The 24,560-nt window shown below is 69.5% G+C and carries 22 protein-coding genes; 19 read left to right on the top strand and 3 right to left on the bottom strand.

Annotated elements, in window-relative coordinates; translation table 11 throughout:
- Positions 1-5 precede the first annotated feature (5 nt).
- The 17 genes from ACFO5K_RS05605 (at position 6) to ACFO5K_RS05685 (ending at position 19,757) form a co-directional block, all read left to right on the top strand.
- Complete coding sequence (locus ACFO5K_RS05605; RefSeq protein WP_378556752.1) at positions 6-2,369, top strand: RelA/SpoT family protein; 2,364 nt, start codon at positions 6-8, stop codon at positions 2,367-2,369.
- A gap of 255 nt (positions 2,370-2,624) precedes the next feature.
- Positions 2,625-4,232 carry a cutinase family protein gene (locus ACFO5K_RS05610; RefSeq protein WP_378556755.1) on the top strand — a complete coding sequence of 536 codons (1,608 nt, stop codon included), beginning with the start codon at positions 2,625-2,627 and terminating at the stop codon, positions 4,230-4,232.
- Between the two features lie 810 nt (positions 4,233-5,042).
- Complete coding sequence (locus tag ACFO5K_RS05615) at positions 5,043-5,855, top strand: hypothetical protein (RefSeq protein WP_378556758.1); 813 nt, start codon at positions 5,043-5,045, stop codon at positions 5,853-5,855.
- A gap of 13 nt (positions 5,856-5,868) precedes the next feature.
- Complete coding sequence (locus tag ACFO5K_RS05620; protein WP_378556761.1) at positions 5,869-6,723, top strand: MinD/ParA family ATP-binding protein; 855 nt, start codon at positions 5,869-5,871, stop codon at positions 6,721-6,723.
- Positions 6,724-6,731: 8 nt separating this feature from the next.
- Positions 6,732-7,361, top strand: a complete 630-nt coding sequence (locus tag ACFO5K_RS05625) for a hypothetical protein (RefSeq protein WP_378556764.1) — start codon at positions 6,732-6,734, stop codon at positions 7,359-7,361.
- A 94-nt stretch (positions 7,362-7,455) separates the two neighbouring features.
- On the top strand, positions 7,456-7,749 hold the full coding sequence (locus tag ACFO5K_RS05630) for a hypothetical protein (protein ID WP_378556767.1): 294 nt from the start codon (positions 7,456-7,458) through the stop codon (positions 7,747-7,749).
- Positions 7,750-7,757: 8 nt separating this feature from the next.
- Entirely contained in the window at positions 7,758-8,003 is a 246-nt protein-coding gene (locus ACFO5K_RS05635; RefSeq protein ID WP_371852067.1) for a hypothetical protein, read from the top strand.
- Positions 8,004-8,028: 25 nt separating this feature from the next.
- Positions 8,029-8,631, top strand: a complete 603-nt coding sequence (locus tag ACFO5K_RS05640) for a hypothetical protein (protein ID WP_378556770.1) — start codon at positions 8,029-8,031, stop codon at positions 8,629-8,631.
- The gene (locus ACFO5K_RS05645) at positions 8,628-9,443 is read left to right on the top strand and encodes a hypothetical protein (RefSeq protein WP_378556773.1); all 816 of its coding nucleotides are present in this window, start codon (positions 8,628-8,630) and stop codon (positions 9,441-9,443) included. The genes ACFO5K_RS05640 and ACFO5K_RS05645 overlap by 4 nt, the downstream gene beginning before the upstream one ends.
- Before the next feature lie 59 nt (positions 9,444-9,502).
- A complete protein-coding gene (locus ACFO5K_RS05650; RefSeq protein ID WP_378556776.1) occupies positions 9,503-10,960 on the top strand; it encodes a hypothetical protein in 1,458 nt (485 codons plus the stop codon).
- A complete protein-coding gene (locus ACFO5K_RS05655; protein ID WP_378556779.1) occupies positions 10,957-12,453 on the top strand; it encodes an SCO6880 family protein in 1,497 nt (498 codons plus the stop codon). Before ACFO5K_RS05650 ends, ACFO5K_RS05655 begins: the two co-directional genes overlap by 4 nt.
- Positions 12,454-12,460: 7 nt before the next feature.
- Positions 12,461-14,881: a hypothetical protein gene (locus tag ACFO5K_RS05660; RefSeq protein WP_378556782.1), complete on the top strand. Its 2,421-nt coding sequence runs from the start codon at positions 12,461-12,463 to the stop codon at positions 14,879-14,881.
- Entirely contained in the window at positions 14,878-15,186 is a 309-nt protein-coding gene (locus tag ACFO5K_RS05665; protein ID WP_378556785.1) for a transposase, read from the top strand. The genes ACFO5K_RS05660 and ACFO5K_RS05665 overlap by 4 nt, the downstream gene beginning before the upstream one ends.
- Before the next feature lie 61 nt (positions 15,187-15,247).
- Positions 15,248-16,897: a peptidoglycan DD-metalloendopeptidase family protein gene (locus ACFO5K_RS05670; protein WP_378556788.1), complete on the top strand. Its 1,650-nt coding sequence runs from the start codon at positions 15,248-15,250 to the stop codon at positions 16,895-16,897.
- The gene (locus ACFO5K_RS05675) at positions 16,894-17,478 is read left to right on the top strand and encodes a hypothetical protein (protein WP_378556798.1); all 585 of its coding nucleotides are present in this window, start codon (positions 16,894-16,896) and stop codon (positions 17,476-17,478) included. The genes ACFO5K_RS05670 and ACFO5K_RS05675 overlap by 4 nt, the downstream gene beginning before the upstream one ends.
- Before the next feature lie 39 nt (positions 17,479-17,517).
- Positions 17,518-19,344, top strand: a complete 1,827-nt coding sequence (locus ACFO5K_RS05680; protein ID WP_378556802.1) for a type IV secretory system conjugative DNA transfer family protein — start codon at positions 17,518-17,520, stop codon at positions 19,342-19,344.
- A complete protein-coding gene (locus ACFO5K_RS05685) occupies positions 19,341-19,757 on the top strand; it encodes a DUF4913 domain-containing protein (protein WP_378556805.1) in 417 nt (138 codons plus the stop codon). Before ACFO5K_RS05680 ends, ACFO5K_RS05685 begins: the two co-directional genes overlap by 4 nt.
- A gap of 41 nt (positions 19,758-19,798) precedes the next feature.
- Here the strand turns inward: ACFO5K_RS05685 and ACFO5K_RS05690 are convergent, their stop codons facing one another.
- Positions 19,799-20,404 carry a hypothetical protein gene (locus ACFO5K_RS05690; protein WP_378556808.1) on the bottom strand — a complete coding sequence of 202 codons (606 nt, stop codon included), beginning with the start codon at positions 20,402-20,404 and terminating at the stop codon, positions 19,799-19,801.
- Between the two features lie 151 nt (positions 20,405-20,555).
- Positions 20,556-21,449 (bottom strand): peptidylprolyl isomerase, encoded by an 894-nt coding sequence (locus ACFO5K_RS05695; protein ID WP_378556811.1) that lies wholly within the window; start codon positions 21,447-21,449, stop codon positions 20,556-20,558.
- Between the two features lie 85 nt (positions 21,450-21,534).
- Between ACFO5K_RS05695 and hisS the strand changes: the two genes are divergently transcribed.
- Both hisS and ACFO5K_RS05705 read left to right on the top strand, forming a co-directional pair.
- The gene (hisS, locus tag ACFO5K_RS05700) at positions 21,535-22,809 is read left to right on the top strand and encodes a histidine--tRNA ligase (RefSeq protein ID WP_378556814.1); all 1,275 of its coding nucleotides are present in this window, start codon (positions 21,535-21,537) and stop codon (positions 22,807-22,809) included.
- A gap of 71 nt (positions 22,810-22,880) precedes the next feature.
- Positions 22,881-23,513 (top strand): hypothetical protein, encoded by a 633-nt coding sequence (locus tag ACFO5K_RS05705; RefSeq protein WP_378556817.1) that lies wholly within the window; start codon positions 22,881-22,883, stop codon positions 23,511-23,513.
- A gap of 8 nt (positions 23,514-23,521) precedes the next feature.
- Here the strand turns inward: ACFO5K_RS05705 and ACFO5K_RS05710 are convergent, their stop codons facing one another.
- Entirely contained in the window at positions 23,522-24,535 is a 1,014-nt protein-coding gene (locus tag ACFO5K_RS05710) for an Rv2578c family radical SAM protein (protein ID WP_378556820.1), read from the bottom strand.
- Between the last annotated feature and the right edge of the window lie 25 nt (positions 24,536-24,560).

A 24,560-nucleotide genomic window follows, 5' to 3' on the forward strand; every position in this document is an offset into this window, starting at 1 on the left:
GTGGCATGACCCGACAACTCGGCGAGGCGAAGGTGGGACAGGAATCCACCGACGCCCCGCGGAACGACGCTGCGCCCAAGACTCCCGAAAAGCAGTCTCCGACCGCCTCGGTGCCCAGCTCGGCGTCGCGGCGGGTGCGGGCCCGCCTGGCCCGCCGGATGACCGGTCAGCGCGGCATCGCGGCGGTCAAGCCGGTACTCGAACCCTTGGCCACGGTCCACCGTGAGCTCTACCCGAAGGCCAACCTCGCACTGCTGCAGCGCGCCTTCGACGTCGCCGACGAACGCCACGCCAAGCAGTTCCGCAAGTCCGGCGACCCCTACATCACCCACCCGCTGGCCGTCGCCAACATTCTCGCCGAGCTCGGCATGGACACGACCACCCTGGTCGCGGCCCTGCTGCACGACACCGTCGAGGACACCGGCTACTCGCTCGAGCAGCTCAAAGAGGAGTTCGGGCAGGAGGTGGCCCACCTCGTCGACGGTGTCACCAAGCTCGACAAGGTGAATCTCGGCGCGGCCGCCGAGGCCGAGACCATTCGCAAGATGATCATCGCCATGGCCCGCGACCCGCGCGTGCTGGTGATCAAGGTCGCCGACCGGTTGCACAACATGCGCACCATGCGTTTCCTGCCGCCGGAGAAGCAGGCCAAGAAGGCCAAGGAAACCCTCGAGGTGATCGCGCCGCTGGCGCACCGCCTCGGCATGGCCACCGTGAAATGGGAGCTCGAGGACCTCGCCTTCGCGATCCTGCACCCCAAGAAGTACGACGAGATCGTGCGCCTGGTCGCCGATCGCGCGCCCTCGCGCGACACCTATCTGACGCGGGTGCGCACCGAGATCATCAACACCCTGGCCGCGTCGCGGATCACCGCGGTCGTGGAAGGCCGCCCCAAGCACTACTGGTCGATCTATCAGAAGATGATCGTCAAGGGTAAGGACTTCGACGACATCCACGACCTGGTCGGGATGCGCATCCTGTGCGACGAGGTGCGCGACTGCTACGCCGCGGTCGGCGTGGTGCACTCGCTGTGGCAGCCGATGGCCGGCCGGTTCAAGGACTACATCGCCCAGCCGCGCTACGGCGTCTACCAGTCGCTGCACACCACCGTCGTCGGCCCCGACGGCAAACCTCTCGAAGTGCAGATCCGCACCCAGGACATGCACCGCACCGCCGAGTTCGGCATCGCCGCGCACTGGCGCTACAAGGAGACCAAGGGCAAACACTCCGGTGACGTCGCCGAGGTCGACGACATGGCGTGGATGCGTCAGCTGCTCGACTGGCAGCGCGAGGCCGCCGACCCGGCCGAGTTCCTGGAGTCGCTGCGTTTCGACCTGAAGTCGCCGGAGATCTTCGTGTTCACGCCCAAGGGCGATGTGATCACACTGCCGCAGAAGTCGACCCCGGTCGACTTCGCCTACGCCGTGCACACCGAGGTGGGCCACAAGTGCATCGGCGCCAGGGTGAACGGCAGGCTCGTGGCGCTGGAACGCCAGCTCGAGAACGGCGAGGTCGTGGAGGTGTTCACCTCCAAGGCGCAGAACGCGGGGCCCAGCCGCGACTGGCAGAACTTCGTGGTCTCACCCCGCGCGAAGGCCAAGATTCGCCAGTGGTTCGCCAAGGAGCGCCGCGAGGAGGCCCTCGAAAGCGGCAAGGAGCAGATCTCCAAGGAAGTGCGCCGCGTCGGGTTGCCACTGCAACGGCTGATGAGCGTCGACGCGATGACCGCGGTCGCCCACGAACTGCACTACTCCGACATCTCCGCGCTCTACACCGCCGTCGGTGAGCACCAGGTCTCGGCCCATCACGTCGTGCAGCGGACGATGGCCCAGCTCGGCGGCATCGGCGATGTGGAGAACGAGCTCGCCGAACGGTCCACGCCCTCCACCACGCCCAGTCGTCAGCGCGTCACCGGCGACGCGGGCGTGCTCATCCCCGGCGCCACGGGCACCGTCGCCAAACTGGCCAAATGCTGCACCCCCGTGCCGGGCGACGAGATCATGGGGTTCGTCACCCGTGGTGGCGCGGTGAGCGTGCACCGCACCGACTGCACCAACGCGGGTTCGCTCAAGGAGCAGTCCGAGCGGATCATCGACGTCGAGTGGGCGCCCTCGCCGTCGTCGGTGTTCCTGGTCGCCATTCAGATCGAAGCCCTGGATCGCACACGGCTGCTCTCCGACGTCACCAAGGTGCTCGCCGACGAGAAGGTCAACATCCTGTCGGCCTCGGTGGCCACGCACGGCGACCGGGTGGCCATCAGCAAGTTCACCTTCGAGATGGGCGACCCCAAGCACCTGGGGCACCTGCTCAACGTGGTGCGCAATGTCGAAGGCGTCTACGACGTCTACCGGGTGACCTCGGCCGCCTGACCACCACTACCGGCCCGGGCAGCGTCGTTCGCGACGGTGCCCGGGCCGGTGGTACGCCCGCCGCCGACCGGAGATCGCCACGAGTTTGCCGTCGTCGCGAGGTTTGCCGGAGGCAGCGGAAGGGCCGATTAGGGCAGGGGTTGGGTTACCCGGAATCTGTTACGGTTTACTGCGTTTCAACGTTCCACTGGTCAGCCGAAACGGACTGTGATGCGGATCGATATGGCTCGGTGCACAACACGACTCACGGGGACGATGATCGCGTTCACCGTCTCCTTGACGTCGGTGTCGGCGGGGGTGGCCGCCGCGGAAGAGGTCACCCCCGCCGCACCGTCGACACAGGTGGCGCTCGACGTGTGCCCCGCCTTGTACGCCTTGGGAATTCAGGGCACAGGGGAGTCCTCGCCCGATGCCGCGCCCAGCACCGACACCGGCATGCTGTCCACCGTCTTCCGGTCGATGTCGGCCGAGGCCGCCGAACCGGGACTCGTCGACCGGGCCTATGTGCCCTATGAGGCCGGCTTCGGCGGGGCCGTCCCGGGCGGTGTGGTGCCCTACACCGAATCGGTCGACGGCGGCCTGCAACGGCTGCGGGGGATGGCCACACAGGTAACCCAGCGCTGTCCCGACACACGGATCGCGGTGGTCGGGTATTCGCAGGGCGCGCACGTGGCCTCCCTGTTCGCCCAGGAGGTCGGCGCGGGCACCGGGACGCTGCCACCCGAGAAGGTCGCCGCGGTCGCGTTGTTCGCCGACCCGACCCGTGCCGAGAACGCCCCACTGTTCCCCGGTGCGCCCGACCGCGCAGCTCCCGACCCGGCTCCCGGCACCGACGGCATCGCGATCGCCGAGCTCGGCGAGGTGCGTCAGGCGGCGGCCCCCGGCGGTGGGCTCGGACCCCAGAGCGACCAGGCCGCCGACTTCGGTAGACTCACCGGACGCGTCGCAAGTTTCTGTGCCACAGGTGATCTCGCATGTGACGCGCCACAGGGCGCACCGATCATGCGCGCGGTCGCCAACCTGGTCGCGCAGATGAAACTGTCCGGCGGCGACCCGATCGGATCGCTGGTCTCGATCGCGCAGGCGCTGGCGTTCACCTCGATCAAGACCGCCACCACCGTGGTCGACGAGGACATCTCGGGCACCACGCTCGCCGATGTGTCGCTGTCGCCGAAGAAGTCGATCTCCCAGCGACTCGCCGACGCCTCCGACCCACGCAACCAACTCGATGTCAACGCCGCATTCCGGGCACTGCTGAAAGTGGGGATGATCGGCCTCAACGCGGTCACCACGGTGGTGAAAACGGTGCTCAATCCGGCCACTGTCGCCGAATTGGCCACCGCCACACTGTCGAACCCCCTGGCGGGTCTCACCCTGCTCGGCACCAAGCTCGTGGGCGCGGTTCCGCAGCTGGTGCCACCGACCACCGGTGTGCGGCTGGTGAACGAGGCGTTCACCGCCGTACAGCAGAACATCACCGACAACAAGGAACTGCTCGATGTCACCACCTGGGTGCGCTACTGGGACACGATGCGCCGCCACAACGCCTACTCGCGCATCGGCGCCGGTGCCCAGGGCACCACACCGACCGGGTACGTCGCCGAGTGGCTGGCCGCGCTGTCCCGCGACGCGGCGGCGGTCTCCGGCCGGGCAGCGGTGCCGGTCGGCGGGCCCGACACGCGCGGGGTGGGAATCTTCACGAGTCCGACCGGCGAGTCTACGACACCGAAACCATCCGGTGGGGGACAATTTCCGTTCGGGACAGGAGCCGATGGCGCCTCATCCGGCGGCGCGACGACTCCGCCTGCCGCGACACCCAGAACCAGCGCACCCACCACTGCCCGCCCGTTCTCTGTGAACTGATCACCGAGAGGTATCGATGCGAACCCATGTGCCCTGCGTTGCGGAAAGGGGGGAATGTTGAAGTCGTACAACGAACTGTCGCGCTGGTACTCGGCGCTGGAACCCGAGACCGACGCGTCCGACCCTGCGCGCCAGGACACCGCCGAACCGGCGCCGGGCGACGACGACGGTCCCGCCCGATATTCGCGGCGCCCCGAGCGCGCACCGTCCACCGAGCAGCCGGCCACGCCCGCGGCCCCCGGCGCCGACGATGACAGCGACGAATCCGTGAAGTCCCGGCAACCCGCGCCGGCGCCCGTACCGGCACCCGAACCCGCGCCGGCCTCGGAAAACGGGCCGTGGCCCGAACCTGCGCCCCCGTCCCGACCCGCGCAGGCGCGGAGCCCTCGAGCGAAATCCGGGTCGGCGCACGACCCCGCGCAGGCGCGGAGCCCCCGAGTGGAATCCGGGTCGGCGCACGACCCCGCGCAGGCGCGGAGCCCTCGAGCGGAGTCCAGGTCGGCGCACGACCCCGCGCAGGCGCGGAGCCCTCGAGCGGAGTCCAGGTCGGCGCACGACCCCGCGCAGGCGCGGAGCCCTCGAGCGGAGTCCGGGTCGGCGCACGACCCCGCGCAGGCGCGGAGCCCTCGAGCGGAATCCGGGCCGGCGCACGACCTCGGGTACAGGTGGGAATCGGCGACAGATCCGGAGCCGGGGCCGGGGCTCGCGCAGTGGCGCCGATCTGGGACGGCCCCCGAGTCGGAACCCGAACTCGAGCAGCGGCGCGAATCTGCGATGGAGCCGGGGCTCGCGCCGCGGCGGGCACCTGAAATGGCCCCTGGTCCGGAGCCGTTGCGCGCGCCCGAGCTCGCGCAACGGCGAGAACCGGCGCCGGAGTCCGCGCCCCCGCCGCCGGTGGAACTGGCCGAGGTGGCCGCGCGGCGCAGTGACTTCACCGGTGGTTGGTCGGACTGGGTGGAACCGGCGCCCGGCCCCGACGACGACTACGACGCCGAGCTGGTCCAGTTCCCGTGGCACGATGCCGCCGCCGACGACTACGACGAAGCACATGTGCTCGAACCCTCGGGCGCGCTGCGCGAGCGCCGCATGCGCCACCGCAACCGCACCTTTCTGGTGCTCGCGGTGTCGGTGCTGGTGCTGGTGCTCGCCGCGACCGGGGTGTTCTTCCTGCTGTTCGGCCGCGAGAGCCGTCCCACGGCCGCCGCCCAGACGCCGCTGCACTTCACGGCGGGCAACCTGAGCGCCGAGAGCGTGGGCGCGTGCCCCACCGAACGGACCGACCTGGTGGTGCGCAGTGCCGAGGCGGGCGGCACCGATTCCGGCCCGGACGCGGTGCTGGCGTTCCAGTACGCCTACTACGTGAGCCGGTCGGGGGCCGAGGCCAGGGCGGTGGCCACTCCCGACGCGGAGGTGTCACCAGCGGCGGTGATCCAGCGCGGTATCGATTCCATTCCGGTGGGGACCACTCACTGTGTGCGGATCACCACCGTCGCCCCGAACCGGTACACCGTGGAGGTCACCGAGTTCCGGCCCGCGGGTGCGCCGGCCACCTATACCAAGCAGGTGGTGCGCACGGCGCGGGTCGGCGATCGCACGCTCATCACGGGCATCGCGGCAGGGTAAAGGAGTAGAGGCGATGACAGACGACTGGAGCCGATGGCTCGACGACTCTCCCGAGGGGGAGGCGCCGAGCGAACAGACGCGTGATCCGGCTCCGGTGGTGCGGTTGCGGCGCAGAACCGGTGAGCGAGCCGACGGGGCCCGCAGGCCGATCCTGGTCGTTGGTGGTTGCGGCGGTGCGGGAACCACGACCACCACGCTCGGTCTGGCGGCCGAACTGGCCACCGACGGCGCGGCGACGGTGGCGGTGGACGCCACCGCGGCAGGCAGCGATCTCGCACTGCGCGGTGCCGACAAGCACCTGCACCCGGTGAACCTGCAGTCGTGGGTGTACGGGCGCGGCGACGACGAACCGGCGCCGCTCGAGGACTGCCTGTCGCGCTCGACATCGGGTTTCGGACTGCTCTGGCGCGACGCGACCCCGCTGCGGCGGCGCGCGACATATCTCACTGTGGCCAGGGCATTGGACGCGGGTGGCTACACCGCGGTCTACGACGGGGGCAACCCGATTGCCGGGCGGCAGCTGCGGCCGCTGCTCGATGACGCCGATATCGCCCTGGTACTGGCCATTCCGGCCCGAGTGGACGCGGCCAACCGGCTGCGGGTCACCCTGGAATGGCTCGACGACCACTACGGCGACGACGGAGCGGGCGTGGTCGCCGACACCACCATCGTTGTCTCGCATCAGTATTCACACGACGACTCCCGGGTTGCCGAGCATTTGCGCGAGCATCTGTCGGGCTGGGTTCGCGAGGTCGTGGAGATCCCCTACGACCCACATCTGGCGCGTGGCGAGCTGGTTCGCCACGGCGAGCTGGCCGAGACGACGCGCACAGCGTATGGGAGCTTGCTCGCCGGGGTGGCATCATGACGGCCGCTATGAATCTTCGTCGTCGTCGTGAACCGGAGGTGCGCGTAGGTGTCGTCGCGCCGCCGGAATCGTTGCGCGCCGAGATCTGGGAGCGTCCGATTCCCGGCGTGGGCCGGGCCCCGCTGGTGTGGCTGCTCGGTGTGCACGGTGGCTCGGGTGCCACCACCCTCGCACACGTGCTCGCCCCCGCCGCCGACGCCCGTGGACGCTGGCCCGGGGTGTTCGACCGTGAGTCACCCTATGTCGTGCTGGTCGCCAGGGAGACCATCTCCGGACTCACCCGCGCCCACGACCTGCTGCGCCAGCATCACGCCGGGCTGGCCGGCCCCTCGCACGTGCTCGGCCTGATCACCGTCGCCGCGCGCCCGGGACGGGTGCCACCGGAGATCCGGCGCTACCGGGACGTGGTCGGCTCGCTCGCCGGGCACGTCTGGCAGGTGCCGTGGTTCGAGGAGTGGACCCTGGTCGAGTCGGATGTGTTGCCGGTGTGGTCGCCCGGTGACGAAGTGACGGTCCGAAAGCGCCGGGCGGATCCGCTCGACGAGGTACCGGTCGAGATCGGTGAGCTCGGTGCCGATCTGGTCGCCGCGATCCGGGCGAGCTTGGACTCACCCGGTGCGAGCAAGGGTCGATCATGACCGCCGGGCGGGTCGTCAGCCGGTGGTGTACAAACGTGTATCGGCGTCGAAGTGTTTGTGGCACAACACCTTTACTGTGGGAGAAAGGCACCCGATGAGCATGATCCTCCTCGCCGTGCAGGACACGTACGGCACCGTCCTGGCCCAGGTGGGTAATCCGACGCCGGAAGCGCCCCCTGGATCGGAGAAGATCCTGCAGCTGGTGCGCTACCTGACCTGGTTCGTCCTGCTGTCGGGTATCTGCGGCATCACCTACGCCGGTGGCAAGTTCGCCTGGGAGCGCTGGACCGGCGGCGGTCTGGAGTCACCGAAGATGGTGGCCGGCGCCATGATCGGTGGCGTCGTCGCGACCAGTGCGGGCACCATCATGAATGCGGTCATCGGTTAGTGATCACCATGCTCGCCTACAAACAGATCCCGGCCGATGTCCTGGCGCCGATGATGCAGTTGCTCAACTGGCTGCTCTGGTTCGTCCTGCTGTCGTGCCTGGCCTGGATGATCCTGTCGGCGGGTCGATTGTGGATCGCGTTCCGCAGTGACCTGGCGGTCAACGATGCCTCGCACGGTGTGCTGATGAGCCTGATCGGTGCCTCGGTCGCCAGTACCGCGTCCGCGATCGCGCTGGCTTTTCTGCCGGCGTGAGGCTGCGGACGGAAAAGACTCGCAGATGAATTCCACAGTGACACGACCGGTCGCGGTCGGGATCGCGCTGCTGGCGGTGGGTTGCGGCGGCGGCGCCGAGCCCGGCCCTCAGCTGTCGGCCGCGCCCACAGGTGTGCGCTGGATCGACTACCAGGGCATCGCGCTCCCGCACGCCGATCAGGGCCCGGCCGACGTGACCGAGGGTGCGGCAACCGGATTCGAGCATTCCCCACGGGGAGCCGGGCTGGCGGCGCTGACCCACACCATCCGGTTGTCGGTGGCACCGGACACCGAGTGGGCCGAGGTCGTCAACCGGGAACTGGTTCCCGGCCCGGCGCGCGACGAGTGGGCCCTGAACCGGGTGCAGCTGTCGATGACCGGGCCCGCCACGCCGGAGTACGCGCCGACATTGTTGGGCTACAAAATCACCGAATACCGTGACGAGCAGTCCCTGGTCGATGTCTACACCGAGTACTCCGACAGTTCGCGCGCGGTCAACCACACCACGGTCAGCTGGTACGGCGGAGACTGGCGGCTGCGGTTACCCGATCCGCAGTCCACCGTCCGGCCCGTCGACGCGATCGACCGATTACCACCCGACATCGTGACATTGGAGGCACCGAAGTGAGCCAGAAGGAGGCGTCGACGCGCGACCGCGCTTCTTTCGGCATGATCGCCTCCGGTGCTCTGCTCGCCCTGATCCTGGTCGCCGGCGCGGTCGTGTACTTCACCAGCAGCGGCGATTCCGACACCGACAGCGCCCCGCCACCTCCACAGGCTGCGGGCGGAACGGGTTTCGCCGATCCCGAGGTCGATCTGTTCGGCAGGCGCGTCGACGTACCCAACAATCCGGCGGGGCAGCCACTGGCCCAGGACCCGAGTGCCCGCCGCGCACCCTCTGACCCGGACTGGCTCACCGCCGCGCCGTCGGGGACGAAGGATCCGCACGGCTGGCAACGCGTGTACGGCGCGTCGGTGCCGTTCTCCACTTCCGACGGGCCCTCGCGCATCGAGGACGGACTTGCCGTGGGTTACGCACGCACGCCGCAGGGTGCGGCGCTGGCCGCCGCGCAGATCACCTACCGGCTCAACGCCCGGCCCGCCGATCGCGACCTCTACGTCACGCAGTTGCGGGTGAGCAGTACACAACTGGCGGCCTACGACAGCGCGCTGGCAAGTGACCGGCTGCCCGAACAGCAGCCCGAGAAGGTGACCCGCTACTTCGTGGCCTCCGACGCTTTCAAGATCGACGACTACGCCGAGGACCTGGCCATCGTGCGGCTGGCCTCGCGCGGCCCGGTGATCGAGGGCAAACAGCTCTACGCCGCCATGCGCATGATCATGGTGTGGGACGACGGGGACTGGCGGCTCAAGCCCGCGACCACCACCAATACGCAGACCGAATACGTTGAATCGCTGGCGGGGTGGACGACATGGTGAGCATCGAGGTCAAGCACAGCCCGGATCGATTCCCTGCGGACCATCGAGGGGTGCCAACAATGCTGAGGCGGCTAGTCACCATACTCGCGGTGATCTTCACCGTGATGATCGCGACGCCGACGGTGGCCTACGGTCAGACCTACGGTTTCGACGAGGCGTGCAACGAACTGCACGACACCCTCGACAGTGTGGCCATTCCCGGGGTCTCCCTCGGTGATGCCGCCTCGGCGGTGTGCAAGGCGGGCAACGCCGCCACCCACCCCGGCGACGCGGCGACCGCGGTCAAGGACAAGGCGTGGGACTCCACCTTCGGCAAGGTGGTCGACTCGCTGATGAAGGGCCTCGGTGAGGCGCTGATCCTGGCCTTGACCTTCTGGATGAAGGTGCCCAACGAGGCGGTGAGCGACTCGGGCGCGTTGTTCACCCAGATCAACGACTACACCTATCAGATCCAGATATTGCTGTTGATCGCGTCGGTGATCATCACCGGCGGACGATTGGCCGAGGCCAGACGCGGGGCGGCGGTGAGCGAGGCCGCCGAATCGTTCCGGTTGTTCGCGCGGGTGGTGTTCAGTTCGTGGATGCTCGGGGCGGTGATCGTGGCCGGCACCAGGGCTTCGGACAAGTTCTCCGAGTGGATCATCTCCGACGCGACCGGCGGCAATGCCAAGAACATGGCCGAACTGATGGTCAAAACCTCGAAATTGCAGGCCTTTTCGCCCGGCCTGGTACTGATCATCGCGATCGTGGGCCTGCTCGGGGCGCTCGCCCAGATCGTGCTGGCCATCGTCCGCCAGGGTCTGCTCGTGGTCGCGGCCGGGGTGCTGCCGCTGGCGGCGGCGGCCTCGGCGACCGGGACAGGTAAGCAGTCCTACCAGAAGCTGGTGGGCTGGATCATCGCGTTCATGCTGTTCAAACCCGTGGCCGCGATCGTCTACATGATCGCGTTCACCACCGCGGGCCACGTGGACGAGACCACCTCCTCCGGCGGACTGCCCAGCGGTGAGGAGGCGCAGCGCATGCTGGTGGCGCTGGTGCTGCTGTGCAGTGTGGCGTTCGTACTGCCCGCGCTGATGCGCCTGGTGGCACCGGCGGTGGCCACCGTCGGCCAGGGCGGCTCAGGTCTGGTGGCGACCGGCGGTGTGGCGCTGGGCGCGATGGCCCTCGGCGCGATCGGTACGAAGGCGGTCGCCTCCCGTCCGGTGGCAGCACCGGGCGCGGCCGGCTACTTCGGCAGCGGCGGTGCGGGATCGGGTGCCGGCGGAACCGGCGGAACCGGCGGCACGGCCGGTCCTCGCGGCGGCGGACCCCGGCCCACCCCACCACCGAGGGGAGGTGGTGCGGCGCCCCCGCCCACGAGTTCGGGTTCGGTACCGGCAGGGGCGGCCCGCAATGTGGCCGCCGCGCGGGCCGCGGCGGGCGGAGCACAGCGCGCCGACGACTCGATGGGCGACATGGCCGGTGACCGCTGGGCAAATCGTTCCCCCGACCTCGGCAGGAGCACGATTCCGCGATGACGACCTCGGTGACCGACAACTACGAACGCCGCTCGTACGGACTGTGGCAGAAACCGCGCAGCGCCGGCCTTTTCGGTCTGCGCTGGGAAGAGACGGTGATCGGTTTCGTCGTGGTGATCGCGGCGCTGATCTGCGCCATGGTCGGTGGATTCAAATGGGGTCTGATCGTCGGCGGCCTCGGTGCGCTGGTGATGTTGCCCCTGGTGTGGCGGACGGGGGGCCGTTCGGGCTATGAGACGGGACTGATGATGTTCAACTGGATGCGCTCGCGCAACAACGGCGAGCACGTGTATCGCGGGGGCCGGTTCTCCCGGATCCCCGGCGGGGTCACGAAACTGCCAGGACTGCTCGCCCCGTCGAAACTCTACGAAGGCATCGACGCGGGCGGCTACCACTTCGGGATGATCCATCTGCCCGCGTTCGCGCAGTACACCGTCGTGCTGCGGGCTTGGCCGCAGGGGCACGAGGCGGTGGACCAGCCGGTGATCGACCGCTGGGTCGCGGCCTGGGGCACCTTCCTCGCCTCGGTCGGCCAGACCAGCGACATCGTCGCGGTGGTGCCGGTGATCGACACGGTGCCCGAGACCGGCAACAGGCTGCTCAACGAGGTCTCCACCATCACCCGGCCCGAAGCGCCCGAACTGGCCCAGCAGGTGATGTACGAGCTGGCCACCGAGTTGCCGCAGGAACGGGTGCAGTTGTTGCCGCGGGTGGCGATCACGTTCAAGGCCACCACCGCCGAGCGGCGCAAGAACCCGGCCGAGGAGGCCGTGGAGATCGGGCGCAGGCTGCCCGGCATCTGCGCGGCGCTGGCCGAGGCCGGGGTACGCGCGCAACCGATGTCGGCCGAGGAGGTCATCTCCTTCATCCGCCGCAGCTACGACCCGGCGGCCCAAGCCGACCTCGAGGTGGCCGCCGCCGATCCCGGTGGGCACGGGCTGGGCTGGGACGACGCGGGCCCGGTCTCCTACGACGAGAAATGGGATCACCTGGTCCACGACGGCGGCCGTTCGGTGACCTGGGAGATGGACGCCGCCCCCGAGGGCGCGGTCGACGAGCGGGTGCTGCAGCGCTTGCTCGCCCCCAATCCCGAAGTGCCGCGCAAGCGCATCGCGATCGTCTACCGGCCGCACTCGGCCGCCGATGCCGCCGAGATCGTCGACGACGACTTCAAGAACGCGCTCGTGGCCCAGCAGAGTGAACGCGGTGTGGTCTCGGCGTCGGCGACCCTGCGCGTCGGTGCCACCCAGCAGGCGCGTGAGGAACAGGCCCGCGGGCACGGGGTCACGCGGTTCGGAGCGCTGGTGACCATCACCGAACCGCTACGTGGTGACCTGCCGCGCATCGAGGCCATCACCCGCGACCTGTCCACGCAGGCCCGGCTCAAGATCCGCCGCTGCTACCGCTATCAGTCCGCGGCGTTCGCGGCCTCGCTCGGTTGCGGTGTGATCCTGCCCGAACACGCGACCATTCCGAAGGCATTGGCGGGGTGAGGCGATCATGGGACGCGACTACGAACCACCGGTACGCGACCGCGACGACATCGCGTTGCGTCCGGTCCACCGGCCGCCGCGCATCCGCGGCGAACGCGAGCCACGGCCGGCGAGCAGCACCTCGCGCGTGAGCGACGACGTGCTCGGCCTCGACGAGCGCACCGACCGCGACGACGAGACCTCGTCGCGGGGCTCCCGCATGCCCGAAGACCGGGTGGGGGAGCGCACCTCGCGGGCAGATCCACGCCCCGATCGCGGTCGTCAGCGCGCCCGTGGTGAGGAACCACGCGGACCGCGCGAGGACGACCGGCGTCGATCGCGCGACGATCAGCCGCGCGGAGCACGCGAGGATCAGCCGCGCGGAGCACGCGAGGACGGACCGGCCCGCGGCGATGAAACGCGCGGGCTCGGTGGTGCAGCGGGGCGGCCCGGCGGGGGACGTCGTGGCAGCCGGGACCCGGAGCGCCGGGTTCGTGGGCCGCGATCGGCGGCAGAGCGCGATGCCCGCGCCGGGCGTGGGCTGCGCGACGAGGACCACGGTCCACGGCTCGAACCCGAACAGCCGCGGCGACGGCCGAAGCCGCCCGGTCCCAAGTTGACCAAGAAGCCACGACCCGTCAAGGCCGCGCGTCCCGACCGCCCCGTCCGGCCCGACCTGGCCGCCGACCGGGCGATGGGCGCCGGGCGGTCGGTGAAGGTCAAACCCGAACGCCGCCAGTCCGGTCCGTCGCTGCTCGACGACGCCACCCGCGCCCGCTACGAGATGATCGCGCGCGAACAGTCGGGGTTGCGCGCGGCCTGGGCGACCTTCCGTCTCCACACCGACGACCTGCGCCGCCACAACGCCCAAGCGCGCACCGAGGCCGTCGTCAAGGACGGATTCGACCGCACCACCGCCGAACTCACCGACCGCGGTTACTCCGGTGAGGGTGGCGGCAAGATGAACGTGGTCGGTAGGCCCGTCGAGTACCGGGCGACCACCGCCCAGGTCGCGGGCCTGTGGCCGTGGTCGGTCGGTGCGGGCGCACCGCTGATCGGCACCCCGCTCGGCTCACACCTGCACACCGGCGCCCCGGTCTGCTTCGACCCGATGAACTGGTTCATGCGCGGCAGCTTCATCACTGCGCCGAGCCTGTTCGTGCTCGGCCTCAACGGGTTCGGCAAGTCCTCGCTGGTGCGCCGGATCGTGCTCGGCGGTATCGCCCAGGGCATCACCCCGCTGATCCTGGCCGATGTGAAACCCGACTACCGCAAGATGGTCGAACTGGTCGGTGGCCAGGTGATCGACCTGGGATACGGGCACGGCAAGCTCAACCCGCTCGCCGCCGGTGTGCTGGGTTCGGTGGTGCCCCGGCTCGAGGAGTTCCCCGCCCTGCAGTTGCAGGTGCTCCAAGATCTGCGCGCCCGGCAGGTGACGCTGATCGCGGGCCTGGTGGAACTGGTGCGTGGCGCCCGCGTCGCCGACTTCGAGGAAACCCTCATCGCGACCGCCCTGCGCATCCTGTACCAGCCGGGCAGCGGCTACGCCCCCGAGAAGCCGCCGATCATGGAGAACTTGCTGGAGGTGATCGTCGGTGGCGGCGCCGAGCTGATGCTCGACGCGGGCGCCGACAACGAGGACGAATACCAGCACGCCATCAAACACCTGCGCCGCTCGTTGCGCGCGCTCACCCAGGGCCCGTTCGGCGCGATCTTCAACGGTCAGACCACCGTGCCCATCGACACCGGTGCCGTCGCGGTGTGCATCGACGTCTCCCACATCCCCACCGGCGACAAGAAACTCAAAGCCGCGGTGATGCTGGCGTGCTGGGCCGACGGGTTCGCCTCGGTGGAGGCCGCGCACGTGCTCGCCGACGCAAAACTCGGCCCGCAGCGCTACTTCCAGGTGGTGATGGACGAGCTGTGGCAGGTGCTGGGGCTGGGCGACTTCATGGTCGACCGGGTCGACGAGCTCACCCGCCTGCAGCGCGGCCTGGCCACCGCGCTGATCATGATCAGCCACACCATCAAGGACCTGCAGGCATTGGGTTCGGATGCCGCGATCGCCAAGGCGATCGGCTTCCTGGAACGCGCGCGCGCGAAGATCTTCGGCGCGCTGCCCGCCGAGGAGATCTCGCGCCTGGACTCCACGGTGCCCTTCACCGCGGCCGAGCAGGAGATGGTCACCAGCTGGTCGGCGCCGCAAGCGTTGACCGGTGAGGCGTTGAGACCGGGCCAGCAGCGGCCGTCGCCGCCGGGTACCGGCAAGTTCCTGTTGAAGATCGGTGAGGATCGCCGTCCGGGCATCCCCTTCCACATGGAGTTCACGGTGTCGGAGAAGGAAAGCGGAATCCACGACACGAACCAGCGATTCAGCGAGTTCGGCGACCACCCACGCGGGCAGGCGGCGCCACCGCCGCCACCGTCGCCGGACGGGGAGCAGCCATGATGCCGCATCGCTCCTATCGCCGGGTCTCGCCCGAGGTTCGCCACGCCGCCGTCGAGCAGGTGCTCGCGCTGACCGACAAGTTGCGCAGCGAGTCCGAGGCCTGCCGGGTGGTGGCCGAACAGATCGGCGTACACGCCAATTCGGTGCGCAATTGGGTGCGCGCGGCCGAAGGCCCCAGTCTGGAGCGGCTCGACGCCACCGCGCTGCGGCGCAAAGTGGCGCTGCTGCAACAGCAGCTGGCCGCCGCCGCGGAGATGAACCGCACGCTCGCCGACACGCTCAACCAGACCCGGCGCGGCCCGTGAACACCGCCGCGGCGGACGATCGCGAGGTCGGCGCCCGGCGCGGCACGCGGGGAGGCGTCCGATGAATGCCCGCTCGATCCTGGTGTCGGTGTTCGGCTCGGTCATCGGGCTGGTGGCGTTGGTGCTGGTGATCGTGCTGCCCTCCTCGGACGAGACCTGTGAGACCGGGCAGGTGCTCGACGGGTCGGCCGTGCCCGCCCTGCCCCGGCTCGGCGGTGACCCCCGCGCGTCCGGCGCGGCCGTGCCCACCCCGAATCCGACCGTCACCGGCACACCGTCACTGGCCGCGGGGGTGGGTCCATTGCGGCGCACCCTGCCGATGGAGGTCGGCACCTTCACGATCTCCGATGTGTTCGGTTCCCGCGGTGGCGGGCACAAGGGCATCGACATGGCCGCCGCCGACGGCACCACCATCTACTCGGTGTCCGACGGCCGGGTCGTCGCGGCGGGCGCCGCGTCGGGTTTCGGCAACTGGATCGTCATCGACGCCGTCGACACCAACGGGCGCGCCTACTCCGCGGTCTACGGGCACATGTGGGATCACGGCGTGAAGGTCCGCACCGGCGACACCGTCACCGCGGGTCAGCCGATCGGCATGGTGGGCTCGGCCGGCGAATCCAGTGGCCCGCACCTGCATTTCGAGATCGTGCCCGGTGGCCGGTTCACCGGTGGGCGTCAGATCGACCCGATGCCCTGGCTCGACGGCGCACCGACCCCAGATGTCGGTGGCGCCCGCGCCTTCTCGGTCGATCCGAACTGTGTGCGCGGCTTCGGCAGCGCAGGCGGACTGCTCGCCGACGGCAAGGTGCCCGCCGAGCTCGAGATCTGGTACCGGCGCGCGGGCACGGTGTGCCCGGAGATCTCCTCGTCGCTGCTGGCCGCCCAGGCCAAGCAGGAATCGGGTTTCCGGCGCGGACTCACCTCACCGGCCGGCGCGCAGGGCCTGGCCCAGTTCCTGCCCGGCACCGCGGTGAGCATCAATCCCGACGACGGTCAGCCCTACATCCTCGATGCCGACGGCAACGGCACCGCCAGCGTCTGGGACGACGGTGACGCCATCATGGGCCAGGCCCGCTACATGTGCGCCATCGCGCACAAGGTCGCCGGCTGGTTGGCCCAGGGCAGGGTCTCGGGGGACCTGGCCGCGCTCACCCTGGCTGGTTACAACGCCGGTGAGGGCGCGGTGCTCGCCTCCGGCGGCATGCCGAATCAGTACGCGGCGCACTATTCCGAGACCCGGCCCTACGTCACCAACATCTTGACGATGGAGCCGCTGTACCGCGCGCCCGGCGCGAACGGGCGGTTCAGTCCCGAACCCGGTGGCGGCGGCGCGCAGATCGCCGAAGCCGCCCACGACTGGCTGGGCACGCCCTATGTGTGGGGCGGCGGCGGACCGCAGGGCCCGACCAGCGGCGGGTTCGATGCGCCGGGACTCACCGCCGCCGCGGTGTTCGCCGCGTCGGCAGGTGAACTCGTGCTGGCCCGCACCGCCGAACAGCAGTGGGAAGTGGGCGCCGAGGTGCCGCTGGCGCGGGTCGCGGTGGGGGATCTGGTGTTCAGCGAATTCGGGCCGAAAGGGCCTGCGCAAGTGGGGATCTACGCGGGCCGGGGGCAGCTGATCCAGGCGGTGCCGGCGACGAGTAGGAGTGGTGGTGGCGGTGTCGTCGAGGTGGCGGTGCCCGGCGACGCGCGGGCGAGGAGGATGTTGTGACCACACGGCCGGCGCCACCGGCGATAACCTGGTGGGACAGAACACGAATCCGCACGATCCCGGCGGTGATGCTCGTGGCGGTCCTCACCTCTGTCGCGGCCTGCGGCGGTGACGTCGATCCGGCGCGCCCGGATCAGGCCGGCTCGACCACCCGGCAGCTCGAGGCCGCCGCCACGGCGGATCCGTCCACGCCCGAAGGAGTGGCCGTGGTGGCCCTGCGCGAGATCTTCACCTGGAACCCGCTCACCGAGGAACCGGGCGATTCGGTGGCGCGTGCGCGAAAATGGCTGGGGCCCAGCATGGTCCGTATGCTGGACGCCTCGACCGGCGAGGCCGCGGCAGCGAAACCCTCACTGCGGTGGGCCGAATGGGCCAAGGCGCGAGCGCACGTGGAAGCGTTCACCTTCGCTTCGGGCGACCAGGCGCCCGAAGACGCCGATCCCGCCGTCGCGCAGTTCAAGATCGGCATCGAACAGACCGTGGTGTACCCCAACGGGAGCACCGAGGCCCTCCCGCCGAGCACGGTCATCGCGACCGTGGTGCAGACGACACAAGGCTGGCGCCTCGACGCGTTCCGCTGAGCACCCACCCAACCGACGAAGGTCCACAAGGAGGCACCCGTGGCGAAGAAGAAGGTGAGGGATCCGGCCGCGGTCGGACCCGACACCACGCTGATACTGATCGTGTTCGGCTTCGCGACACTGATCACCCTCGCGGTCGCACTGCACCTGGGCAACGCGATGTCGGTGGTGCCGCAGAACATTCCGATGAATCCGATCGAGGTCGTGGCCGATCTGGCCCGCGGCAAACTGCAGTGGCCGCGCGCCTCCACGGTGATCGTGCTGCTGGTGATCGCCGCGGCCGTCGCATTCGTGGTGATCCGCAAGCAGCTGAAGAAGCGCGCGGGCAAGGGCCGGCTCTCGGTCGACGACAAGGCCGACTACATGGGCAGCGGCTCGGCGATCGCCTCGATCACCGAGGCGGGAGTCCGCGCCAAGGCCAAGGACCTCGGCGTGCGGTTGGGCACCCACGATGCCCCGGGCGTGCCGATCGGGGTCGCGGTCGCCGACGGCACCCCCCTCTACGGTTCCTACGAGGACCTGCATCTAGACATCTGGGGTCCGCGGCAGGGCAAATCGACCTCGCGGGTGATCCCGGCGATCCTGTCCGCGATCGGCCCGGTGCTGGCCACCTCCAACAAACGCGATGTCGTCGACGCGACCCGCAACGTGCGCGAAGCCAAGGGCTCGAGCACCTTCGTGTTCGACCCGCAGAATGTGGCCGGGGAACGCGCCACCTGGTTCTGGGATCCGCTGTCGTGGGTGGACTTCCGCACCGAAGGCTGTGAGATGCGGGCGGCGCGACTGGCCGGTCACTTCGCCGACGCCGAGACCGGCGGCCTCGAGGACCGCGACAACTTCTTCGACCCCGAAGCCGAGGACCTGCTCGCCGCGTTCTTCCTCGCCGCCGCGATCGCGGGCAAGCCGATCACCCAGGTGTGGGAGTGGGTGACCAACCCGCAGAACACCGAGTCGATCGAATTCCTGCGCGGTGCCGGCCATCACTTCACCGCCTCCGGTCTGGCCATGCAGTACAACGCCGACGAACGCACCAGGAGCGGCATCTTCGGCACCGCCAAGAAGATGATCCGCTGCCTGCAACTGTCGAACGTGCACCCCTGGATCACCCCGGGCGGCGACGCGCGCCCGCAGTTCGACGAGCTCGAGTTCGTCGAGCGCAACGGCACGCTGTACTGCCTGTCGCTCGAAGGACGCGGGTCGGCGGCGCCGCTGGTCAGCGCGCTCACCGAAGCCGTGATCGATGTGGCGATGCGCAAGGCGTCACGCTCGTCCGGTGGCCGGTTGCCGATCCCGCTGCTCGCGGTGCTCGACGAGGCGGCCAACGTGGTGCGCTGGAAGGATCTGCCCAAGCAGTACAGCCACTTCGGTTCACGCGGGATCGTCGTGATGACCGTGCTGCAGTCCTGGGCCCAGGGCGCGCGCTGCTGGGGCGACGCCGGCATGAACGCGCTGTGGTCGGCGGCCAACATCAAGGTGCTCGGCAGCGGCGTCGACGACATGGCCTTCCTGCGCGACCGTTCCGAGGCGATCGGCGAATACGACTCGATCTCGGCATCGATGTCGCAGTCGGGCACCAGCAAGAGCTACTCGCGTTCCCTGAGTTCCTCGGTGACCTTCACCGCGCAGGCCCTGGCGACGCTGCCTCGCGGCCGCGCGGTGGTGTTCACCTCCGGTCAGCCCGCCGTGCTCGTGCGGACTGTGCCGTGGTGGGAATCCGAGTACGCCGATGCGGTCAAGCAGTCGATCGAGTACAACGATCCGACGCGCAAGACCCGCATCGACGATCTGATCGCCACGCAGGTCGCGGCGGCGAAAACCGATCCGCCGGAAGAGCTCGGTGAAGTCGAGGAGGTCAGACCGCTGTGAACAACGAAACGCCGGATACCGACAGGCAGGAACGGGTCTACGCCGGGGTCACCGATTTCGTCGGTGAGTATCTGAGTCAGCTCTACCGGCGACAGGTCACCGACATCAGCGACACGGTGTGGTGCCCGGAGTGGTGGCGCCACCCCGAGGCCGCGGTGCGCCTCGAGGCGCTGTGGCAGGCGTGGGAGCACTTCCGGATGCAAGGGGGGCCGGGCATCAGCTTGTGGTTCCTCGACCACGCCGACCCGCACATGAGCAAGCTGTTCGACCCGCGCGGCCCGTTCAAGTACTGCAGTGTGCGCAACGGCCACAAGGAGATGCTGTCGTCGTTGCCGTTGAAGACGCCGGAAGAGCGAGATCAGTGGACTGAGCCGCACAACGGCGTGTGGCACACCGGACCCGTCCGCGATTGAACCGAACGGTCTCGGCGGTACCCGGCCGGGTACCGCCGGGATCAGCGTCCGCGCTCGATCCCGCGCTCCAGGCCACGTTCGATGGCTCGGGCGCGCACGGGCGGGGTGCGGGTGGCCGCGTCGCGCATGTGGATCGCTTCGTCCGGGGAGATGCCGTGGCCCATCTCGACGAGCATGCGCACCTGACTCAGTTCCGGGGACACGCCGGAACGTTGCAGATGCGCGGCGATCGCCGAACGACGCTCGGCGGAGTTGTAGCTCGGCGTCGCGGACTGCGCGACGCCGGCGGCGGCGAACGGCGACCCGGCGTCCTTGCTGAGACGGATACCGTGTGATTCCACCGACCGCGATTCCATCGATCGCGATTCCATTGCCCGCGACTCCACCCCGCGTGACTCGATCGAGCGTGAGCCGACCGACATCATCTGCATGAGTTCCTGATTGCGGGGGTCCTTGGCCTTGAGGTCGCGCGCCTCGCGGATCTGCAGCTCGCGCGCTTCCTTCATCTTGGCCTCGATCGCCTTCGCGCGGGACTCGGCCTCCTTCTGGCCTTGCTCGCGAGACTTGAGGGCGACCAGGGTGGCCATCTGCAGCATGGTGCGCATCATGGCCGCCGTTTCGCTACCGATGTCGTCGAGTTCCGCCAAGACTGCTCCCCGATGCCGGTGTGGAAGTGGACATCTGAGCCTACCGCGTGCGGGGCGTGATCGGAGGTCGACGCAGCGCGAATCGCGCCGAAAACGGCGACGGGCCGGACGCGTCGTCGCGTCCGGCCCGTCGCCGTGGTCAGGACCGGATTCAGCCCACCTCGACCGTGTCGAACGAGATCGGCATGGCGGGTGCGCCGTCGCGTGCGCCGCCTTCGACGCCCGCGCCCGCGACCTTGTCCAAGGTCTCCAGGCCCGCCTCGTCGATCGTGCCGAACACGGTGTACTTCGGGGGCAGCTCGGTATCACCGAAGACCAGGAAGAACTGGCTGCCGTTGGTTCCCTTGCCCTCGGGTGACGTACCCGCGTTGGCCATGGCGACCACGCCGCGCTGATAGTTCACCGGCTGTTCGAGCGCCTGATCGCCGGGCGCGAACTGATCGGTGGGGTATTCGTTGTCGAAGCTGTAGCCCGGGCCGCCGCCACTGGTGCCGGTCGGGTCACCGCACTGCAGGATGCCGAAACCGGGGCTGGCCACGATGCGGTGGCAGCTGGTGCCGTCGAAGTAGCCCTGTTCGGCCAGGCTCACGATGGAATTGACCGTGCACGGGGCCTGGGCGCTGTTGAGCGACAAGCCGATCGGGCCCTGCGTGGAATCGATCGTCAGCCGCACCTCGGGTCCGTCGGTGGCCACCGATGTCGTCGCGGGCGGCGTCACCGGCTTGGCGGCGGGCTCGGGGCTCGCCGGGTAGGCGCAGTCGACGGTCGCCGGCTTCGCCGTCGGCGGCGGCGGGCCGGGAATGTCGAGGGGAGTGTTGACGAACGGCGTCGTCGGCACCGCCGAGGACTGTTCGGCACTGGTCGCCGGATCCTCGCCCTTGGTCAGGAAGTACACCCCGGTCACCGCGGCGGCGACCACGATCACACCCAGTACCGACCCCGCGATCATCAGGCGCTTGCGCTTCTTCTCCTGCTCGGCCCGTCGTGCCAGCTGGCGCTCCAGCTTGCGCTTGGCCGCCGCCCGTCGCTGTTCGTTACTCGGCACTACCGCGTTCCTCCCGTGTCGTCAGGTTCGTCTAGAGGGTAACCGGTTGGACTGGAAGGGTGCCCGTGGGGAAAACTGGGTGATCGTGACCAAGACCAGCAGCTTCACCGCCCCGAAGGGTGTCCCGGATTACGTGCCGCCCGGCTCGGCCGAGTTCGTCGCCGTGCGCGACGGCTTGCTCCACGCCGCCCGACTCGCCGGGTATGGGCACATCGAGCTGCCGGTGTTCGAGCAGACCGCCCTGTTCGCGCGCGGTGTCGGCGAATCGACCGACGTGGTGAGCAAGGAGATGTGGACCTTCGCCGACCGCAACGGTGAGAGCTTCACCCTGCGCCCGGAGGGCACCGCGGGGGTGATGCGCGCGGTCATCCAGCACGGTCTGGACAAGAGCGGCCAGCTGCCGCTCAAACTGAGCTACGCCGGTCCGTTCTTCCGCTACGAACGTCCGCAGGCCGGCCGGTACCGCCAGCTCCAGCAGGTCGGCATCGAGGCGATCGGGGTCGACGATCCCGCTCTGGACGCCGAGGTCATCGCCATCGCCGACGCCGGATTCCGTGGGCTCGGCCTGGACGGTTTCCGTCTCGAGATCACCTCGCTCGGCGACGAGACGTGCCGCCCGCAGTACCGCGAAATGCTGCAGGAGTTCCTGCTCGGGCTGCCGCTGGACGAGGAAACCCGCCGTCGCGCCGAGATCAACCCGCTGCGTGTGCTCGACGACAAGCGCCCCGAGGTCCGCGAACTCACCGCGAACGCGCCGCTGATGATCGATCACCTCTCGGAGTCGGCCAAGGCCCACTTCGAGCAGGTCCTGGCCCACCTCGACGCGCTCGGCGTGCCGTATGTGGTGAACCCGCGGATGGTGCGCGGCCTGGACTACTACACCAAGACCACCTTCGAGTTCGTGCACGACCAGCTCGGCGCCCAGTCGGGCATCGGCGGCGGCGGACGCTACGACGGGCTGATGGCCCAGCTCGGCGGCCAGCCGCTGTCGGGCATCGGTTTCGGGATCGGCGTCGACCGCACCGTGCTGGCGTTGGCGGCCGAGGGCAAGTCGGCGGCCGATCCGGCGCGCTGTCAGGTCTACGGTGTGGCGCTCGGTGACGACGCCAAGGCGCGGATGGTCGCGCTCGGCGGGCAGTTGCGCGCCGCCGGGATCAGCGTCGACCTGGCCTACGGCGGGCGCGGCATGAAGGGCGCGATGAAGGGCGCCGACCGCTCCGGTGCGAAGTTCACCCTGGTGCTCGGTGACCGCGACCTGGCCGAGGACACCATCGGCGTCAAGGAGATGACCTCCGGCGATCAGCGGCAGGTGCCGCTCGGCGAGGTGGTCGGCGTGCTGCGAGAGGCGCTCGGGCGCTGAGGCCGGTGCGCGGGGGCGCGGTAGTCTGACCGCGCCTCATGCCGGGCGGGCCGGTGGCGGTGGAGAGGGACATGGTGGACGGGGAGTCGGGGCGTTCGACAGCGGAACCGGTCGGTATCGATCTGGTGGCGCCCGAGGTGTTCGCGCCCATGCTGCGCAAGCTCCGACTGGCCGCGCTCGGTCTCGGGATCGGCGCGACGTTGCTGTCGTCGTTGTGGTTGAGCTGGCCGTATGCGATTCTGCTCGGTCTGATCGTCGCGGTCCCCACCATCGGCTACGTGATCGCCTTCCAGCGCAGGCGAATGTTGCTCGGCGGCACCGTGATCCACGCACACCGCCTTTTCGGCGCGCGCGACATCGACCTCGCCGCCGCGACCGGTGTGCAACTGCTGGTGTTCCCCGGTCGGCTCAGCCGGATCGTGCTGCGGGTCACCGCGGGCGCCGATACGCAACTCGTGCCGCTGGCGATGTACACCGACGCCGGCAGCGGCCGCGAGCTGCACCTGCTCGCCCTGCGCAAGCTCGCCGACGCCCTGACCGCCAGCGAACTCGTCGCCGAGGTGCTGATCGCCCAGTTGCGTGCCGAGGCCCGCGATGCCGGCCTCGATGAGCGCCCCCTCTACCGCGCGGTCCAGCTGGCCCGCGCCAAGGACTCGGTCGCCGCGGTGGTGCTCACCGACTCCGAGGTCGCCACGCTCACCTGAGTGGACGCTCAGCTGAACAACGCGAGCTGGGGGTCCGGTGCGGCCGGTGCCGGGTTCGGTGGTGTCGTGCGGCCCTGATCGCTGTGCAGGCCGTGCGCGGTGAGGAGCGGGTGGACCCGATCGCGGAGCCAGGCACGATAGGCGGGGTCGACGGTGCCGCCGTGGGCGTAGAGGCGGCGGTAGCGGCGCAGCAGAGCCGGGTGTTCGGTGGCGAGCCAGGCGTGGAACCAGGCACGAGTGGGGCCGCGTAGATGCAAGGGGAAGGCCACGGCGCTGGCGGCGCCAGCGTCGGCGATGGCGGCGAACAGCGCGTCGAGATGGGCGGTGCTGTCGGTCAGGCACGGGATGATGGGCGCCGCCATCACGTGCACGAGGAAACCCGCGTCGGCCAGGGCGCGTACGAGGTCGAGGCGGGCTCGGGGTTCCGGGGTGCCCGGTTCCAGGCTGTGGTGCAGGTCGGGGTCGAGGATCGCGATAGAGACAGCCACGCTCACCTCCACCCGCCGGGCGGCGTCGACGAGCAGCGGCAGGTCGCGGCGCAGCAGCGGACCCTTGGTGAGAACGGAGAAGGGTGTGCCCGAATCCGCCAGGGCGCCGATGACTCCGGGCATCAGGCGGTACCGGCCCTCGGCCCGCTGGTACGGGTCGGTGTTGGTGCCCAGCGCCACCGCCTCGCGCTGCCAGGATCGACGCGCCAGTTCCCGGCGCAACACCGCGGCGACATTCGTCTTCACCACGATCTCGGAATCGAAGTCCTCGCCCGCGTCGAGCCCCAGATATTCGTGGCTGCCGCGCGCGAAGCAGTAGCGGCACGCGTGGGAGCAACCGCGCATCGGATTGATCGTCCAGCGGAACGGGAGTGCGGTGGCCTCGGGCACCTTGTTCAGCGCGCTCTTGCACAGCACCTCGTGGAAGGTGATGCCCTCGAATTCGGGGGTGCGCACGCTGCGTACCAGGCCCGCCCGGCTCAGGCCGGGTAGCGCGCCGTCGTCGGCGTCGAGGGTTTGGTTCTGCCACCGCACCCCATGAGTCGAACATCTGTTCGAT

This window comes from Nocardia halotolerans, from assembly GCF_042650145.1.
In the GTDB taxonomy this organism is placed as follows: domain Bacteria; phylum Actinomycetota; class Actinomycetes; order Mycobacteriales; family Mycobacteriaceae; genus Nocardia; species Nocardia halotolerans.

Coding starts and splice junctions, on each gene's coding strand:
- ACFO5K_RS05605 (WP_378556752.1), top strand. CDS start 6: ATGACCCGACAACTCGGCGAGGCGAAGGTGGGACAGGAATCCACCGAC.
- ACFO5K_RS05610 (WP_378556755.1), top strand. CDS start 2,625: ATGATCGCGTTCACCGTCTCCTTGACGTCGGTGTCGGCGGGGGTGGCC.
- ACFO5K_RS05615 (WP_378556758.1), top strand. CDS start 5,043: ATGGCCCCTGGTCCGGAGCCGTTGCGCGCGCCCGAGCTCGCGCAACGG.
- ACFO5K_RS05620 (WP_378556761.1), top strand. CDS start 5,869: ATGACAGACGACTGGAGCCGATGGCTCGACGACTCTCCCGAGGGGGAG.
- ACFO5K_RS05625 (WP_378556764.1), top strand. CDS start 6,732: ATGAATCTTCGTCGTCGTCGTGAACCGGAGGTGCGCGTAGGTGTCGTC.
- ACFO5K_RS05630 (WP_378556767.1), top strand. CDS start 7,456: ATGAGCATGATCCTCCTCGCCGTGCAGGACACGTACGGCACCGTCCTG.
- ACFO5K_RS05635 (WP_371852067.1), top strand. CDS start 7,758: ATGCTCGCCTACAAACAGATCCCGGCCGATGTCCTGGCGCCGATGATG.
- ACFO5K_RS05640 (WP_378556770.1), top strand. CDS start 8,029: ATGAATTCCACAGTGACACGACCGGTCGCGGTCGGGATCGCGCTGCTG.
- ACFO5K_RS05650 (WP_378556776.1), top strand. CDS start 9,503: ATGCTGAGGCGGCTAGTCACCATACTCGCGGTGATCTTCACCGTGATG.
- ACFO5K_RS05655 (WP_378556779.1), top strand. CDS start 10,957: ATGACGACCTCGGTGACCGACAACTACGAACGCCGCTCGTACGGACTG.
- ACFO5K_RS05660 (WP_378556782.1), top strand. CDS start 12,461: ATGGGACGCGACTACGAACCACCGGTACGCGACCGCGACGACATCGCG.
- ACFO5K_RS05665 (WP_378556785.1), top strand. CDS start 14,878: ATGATGCCGCATCGCTCCTATCGCCGGGTCTCGCCCGAGGTTCGCCAC.
- ACFO5K_RS05670 (WP_378556788.1), top strand. CDS start 15,248: ATGAATGCCCGCTCGATCCTGGTGTCGGTGTTCGGCTCGGTCATCGGG.
- ACFO5K_RS05705 (WP_378556817.1), top strand. CDS start 22,881: ATGGTGGACGGGGAGTCGGGGCGTTCGACAGCGGAACCGGTCGGTATC.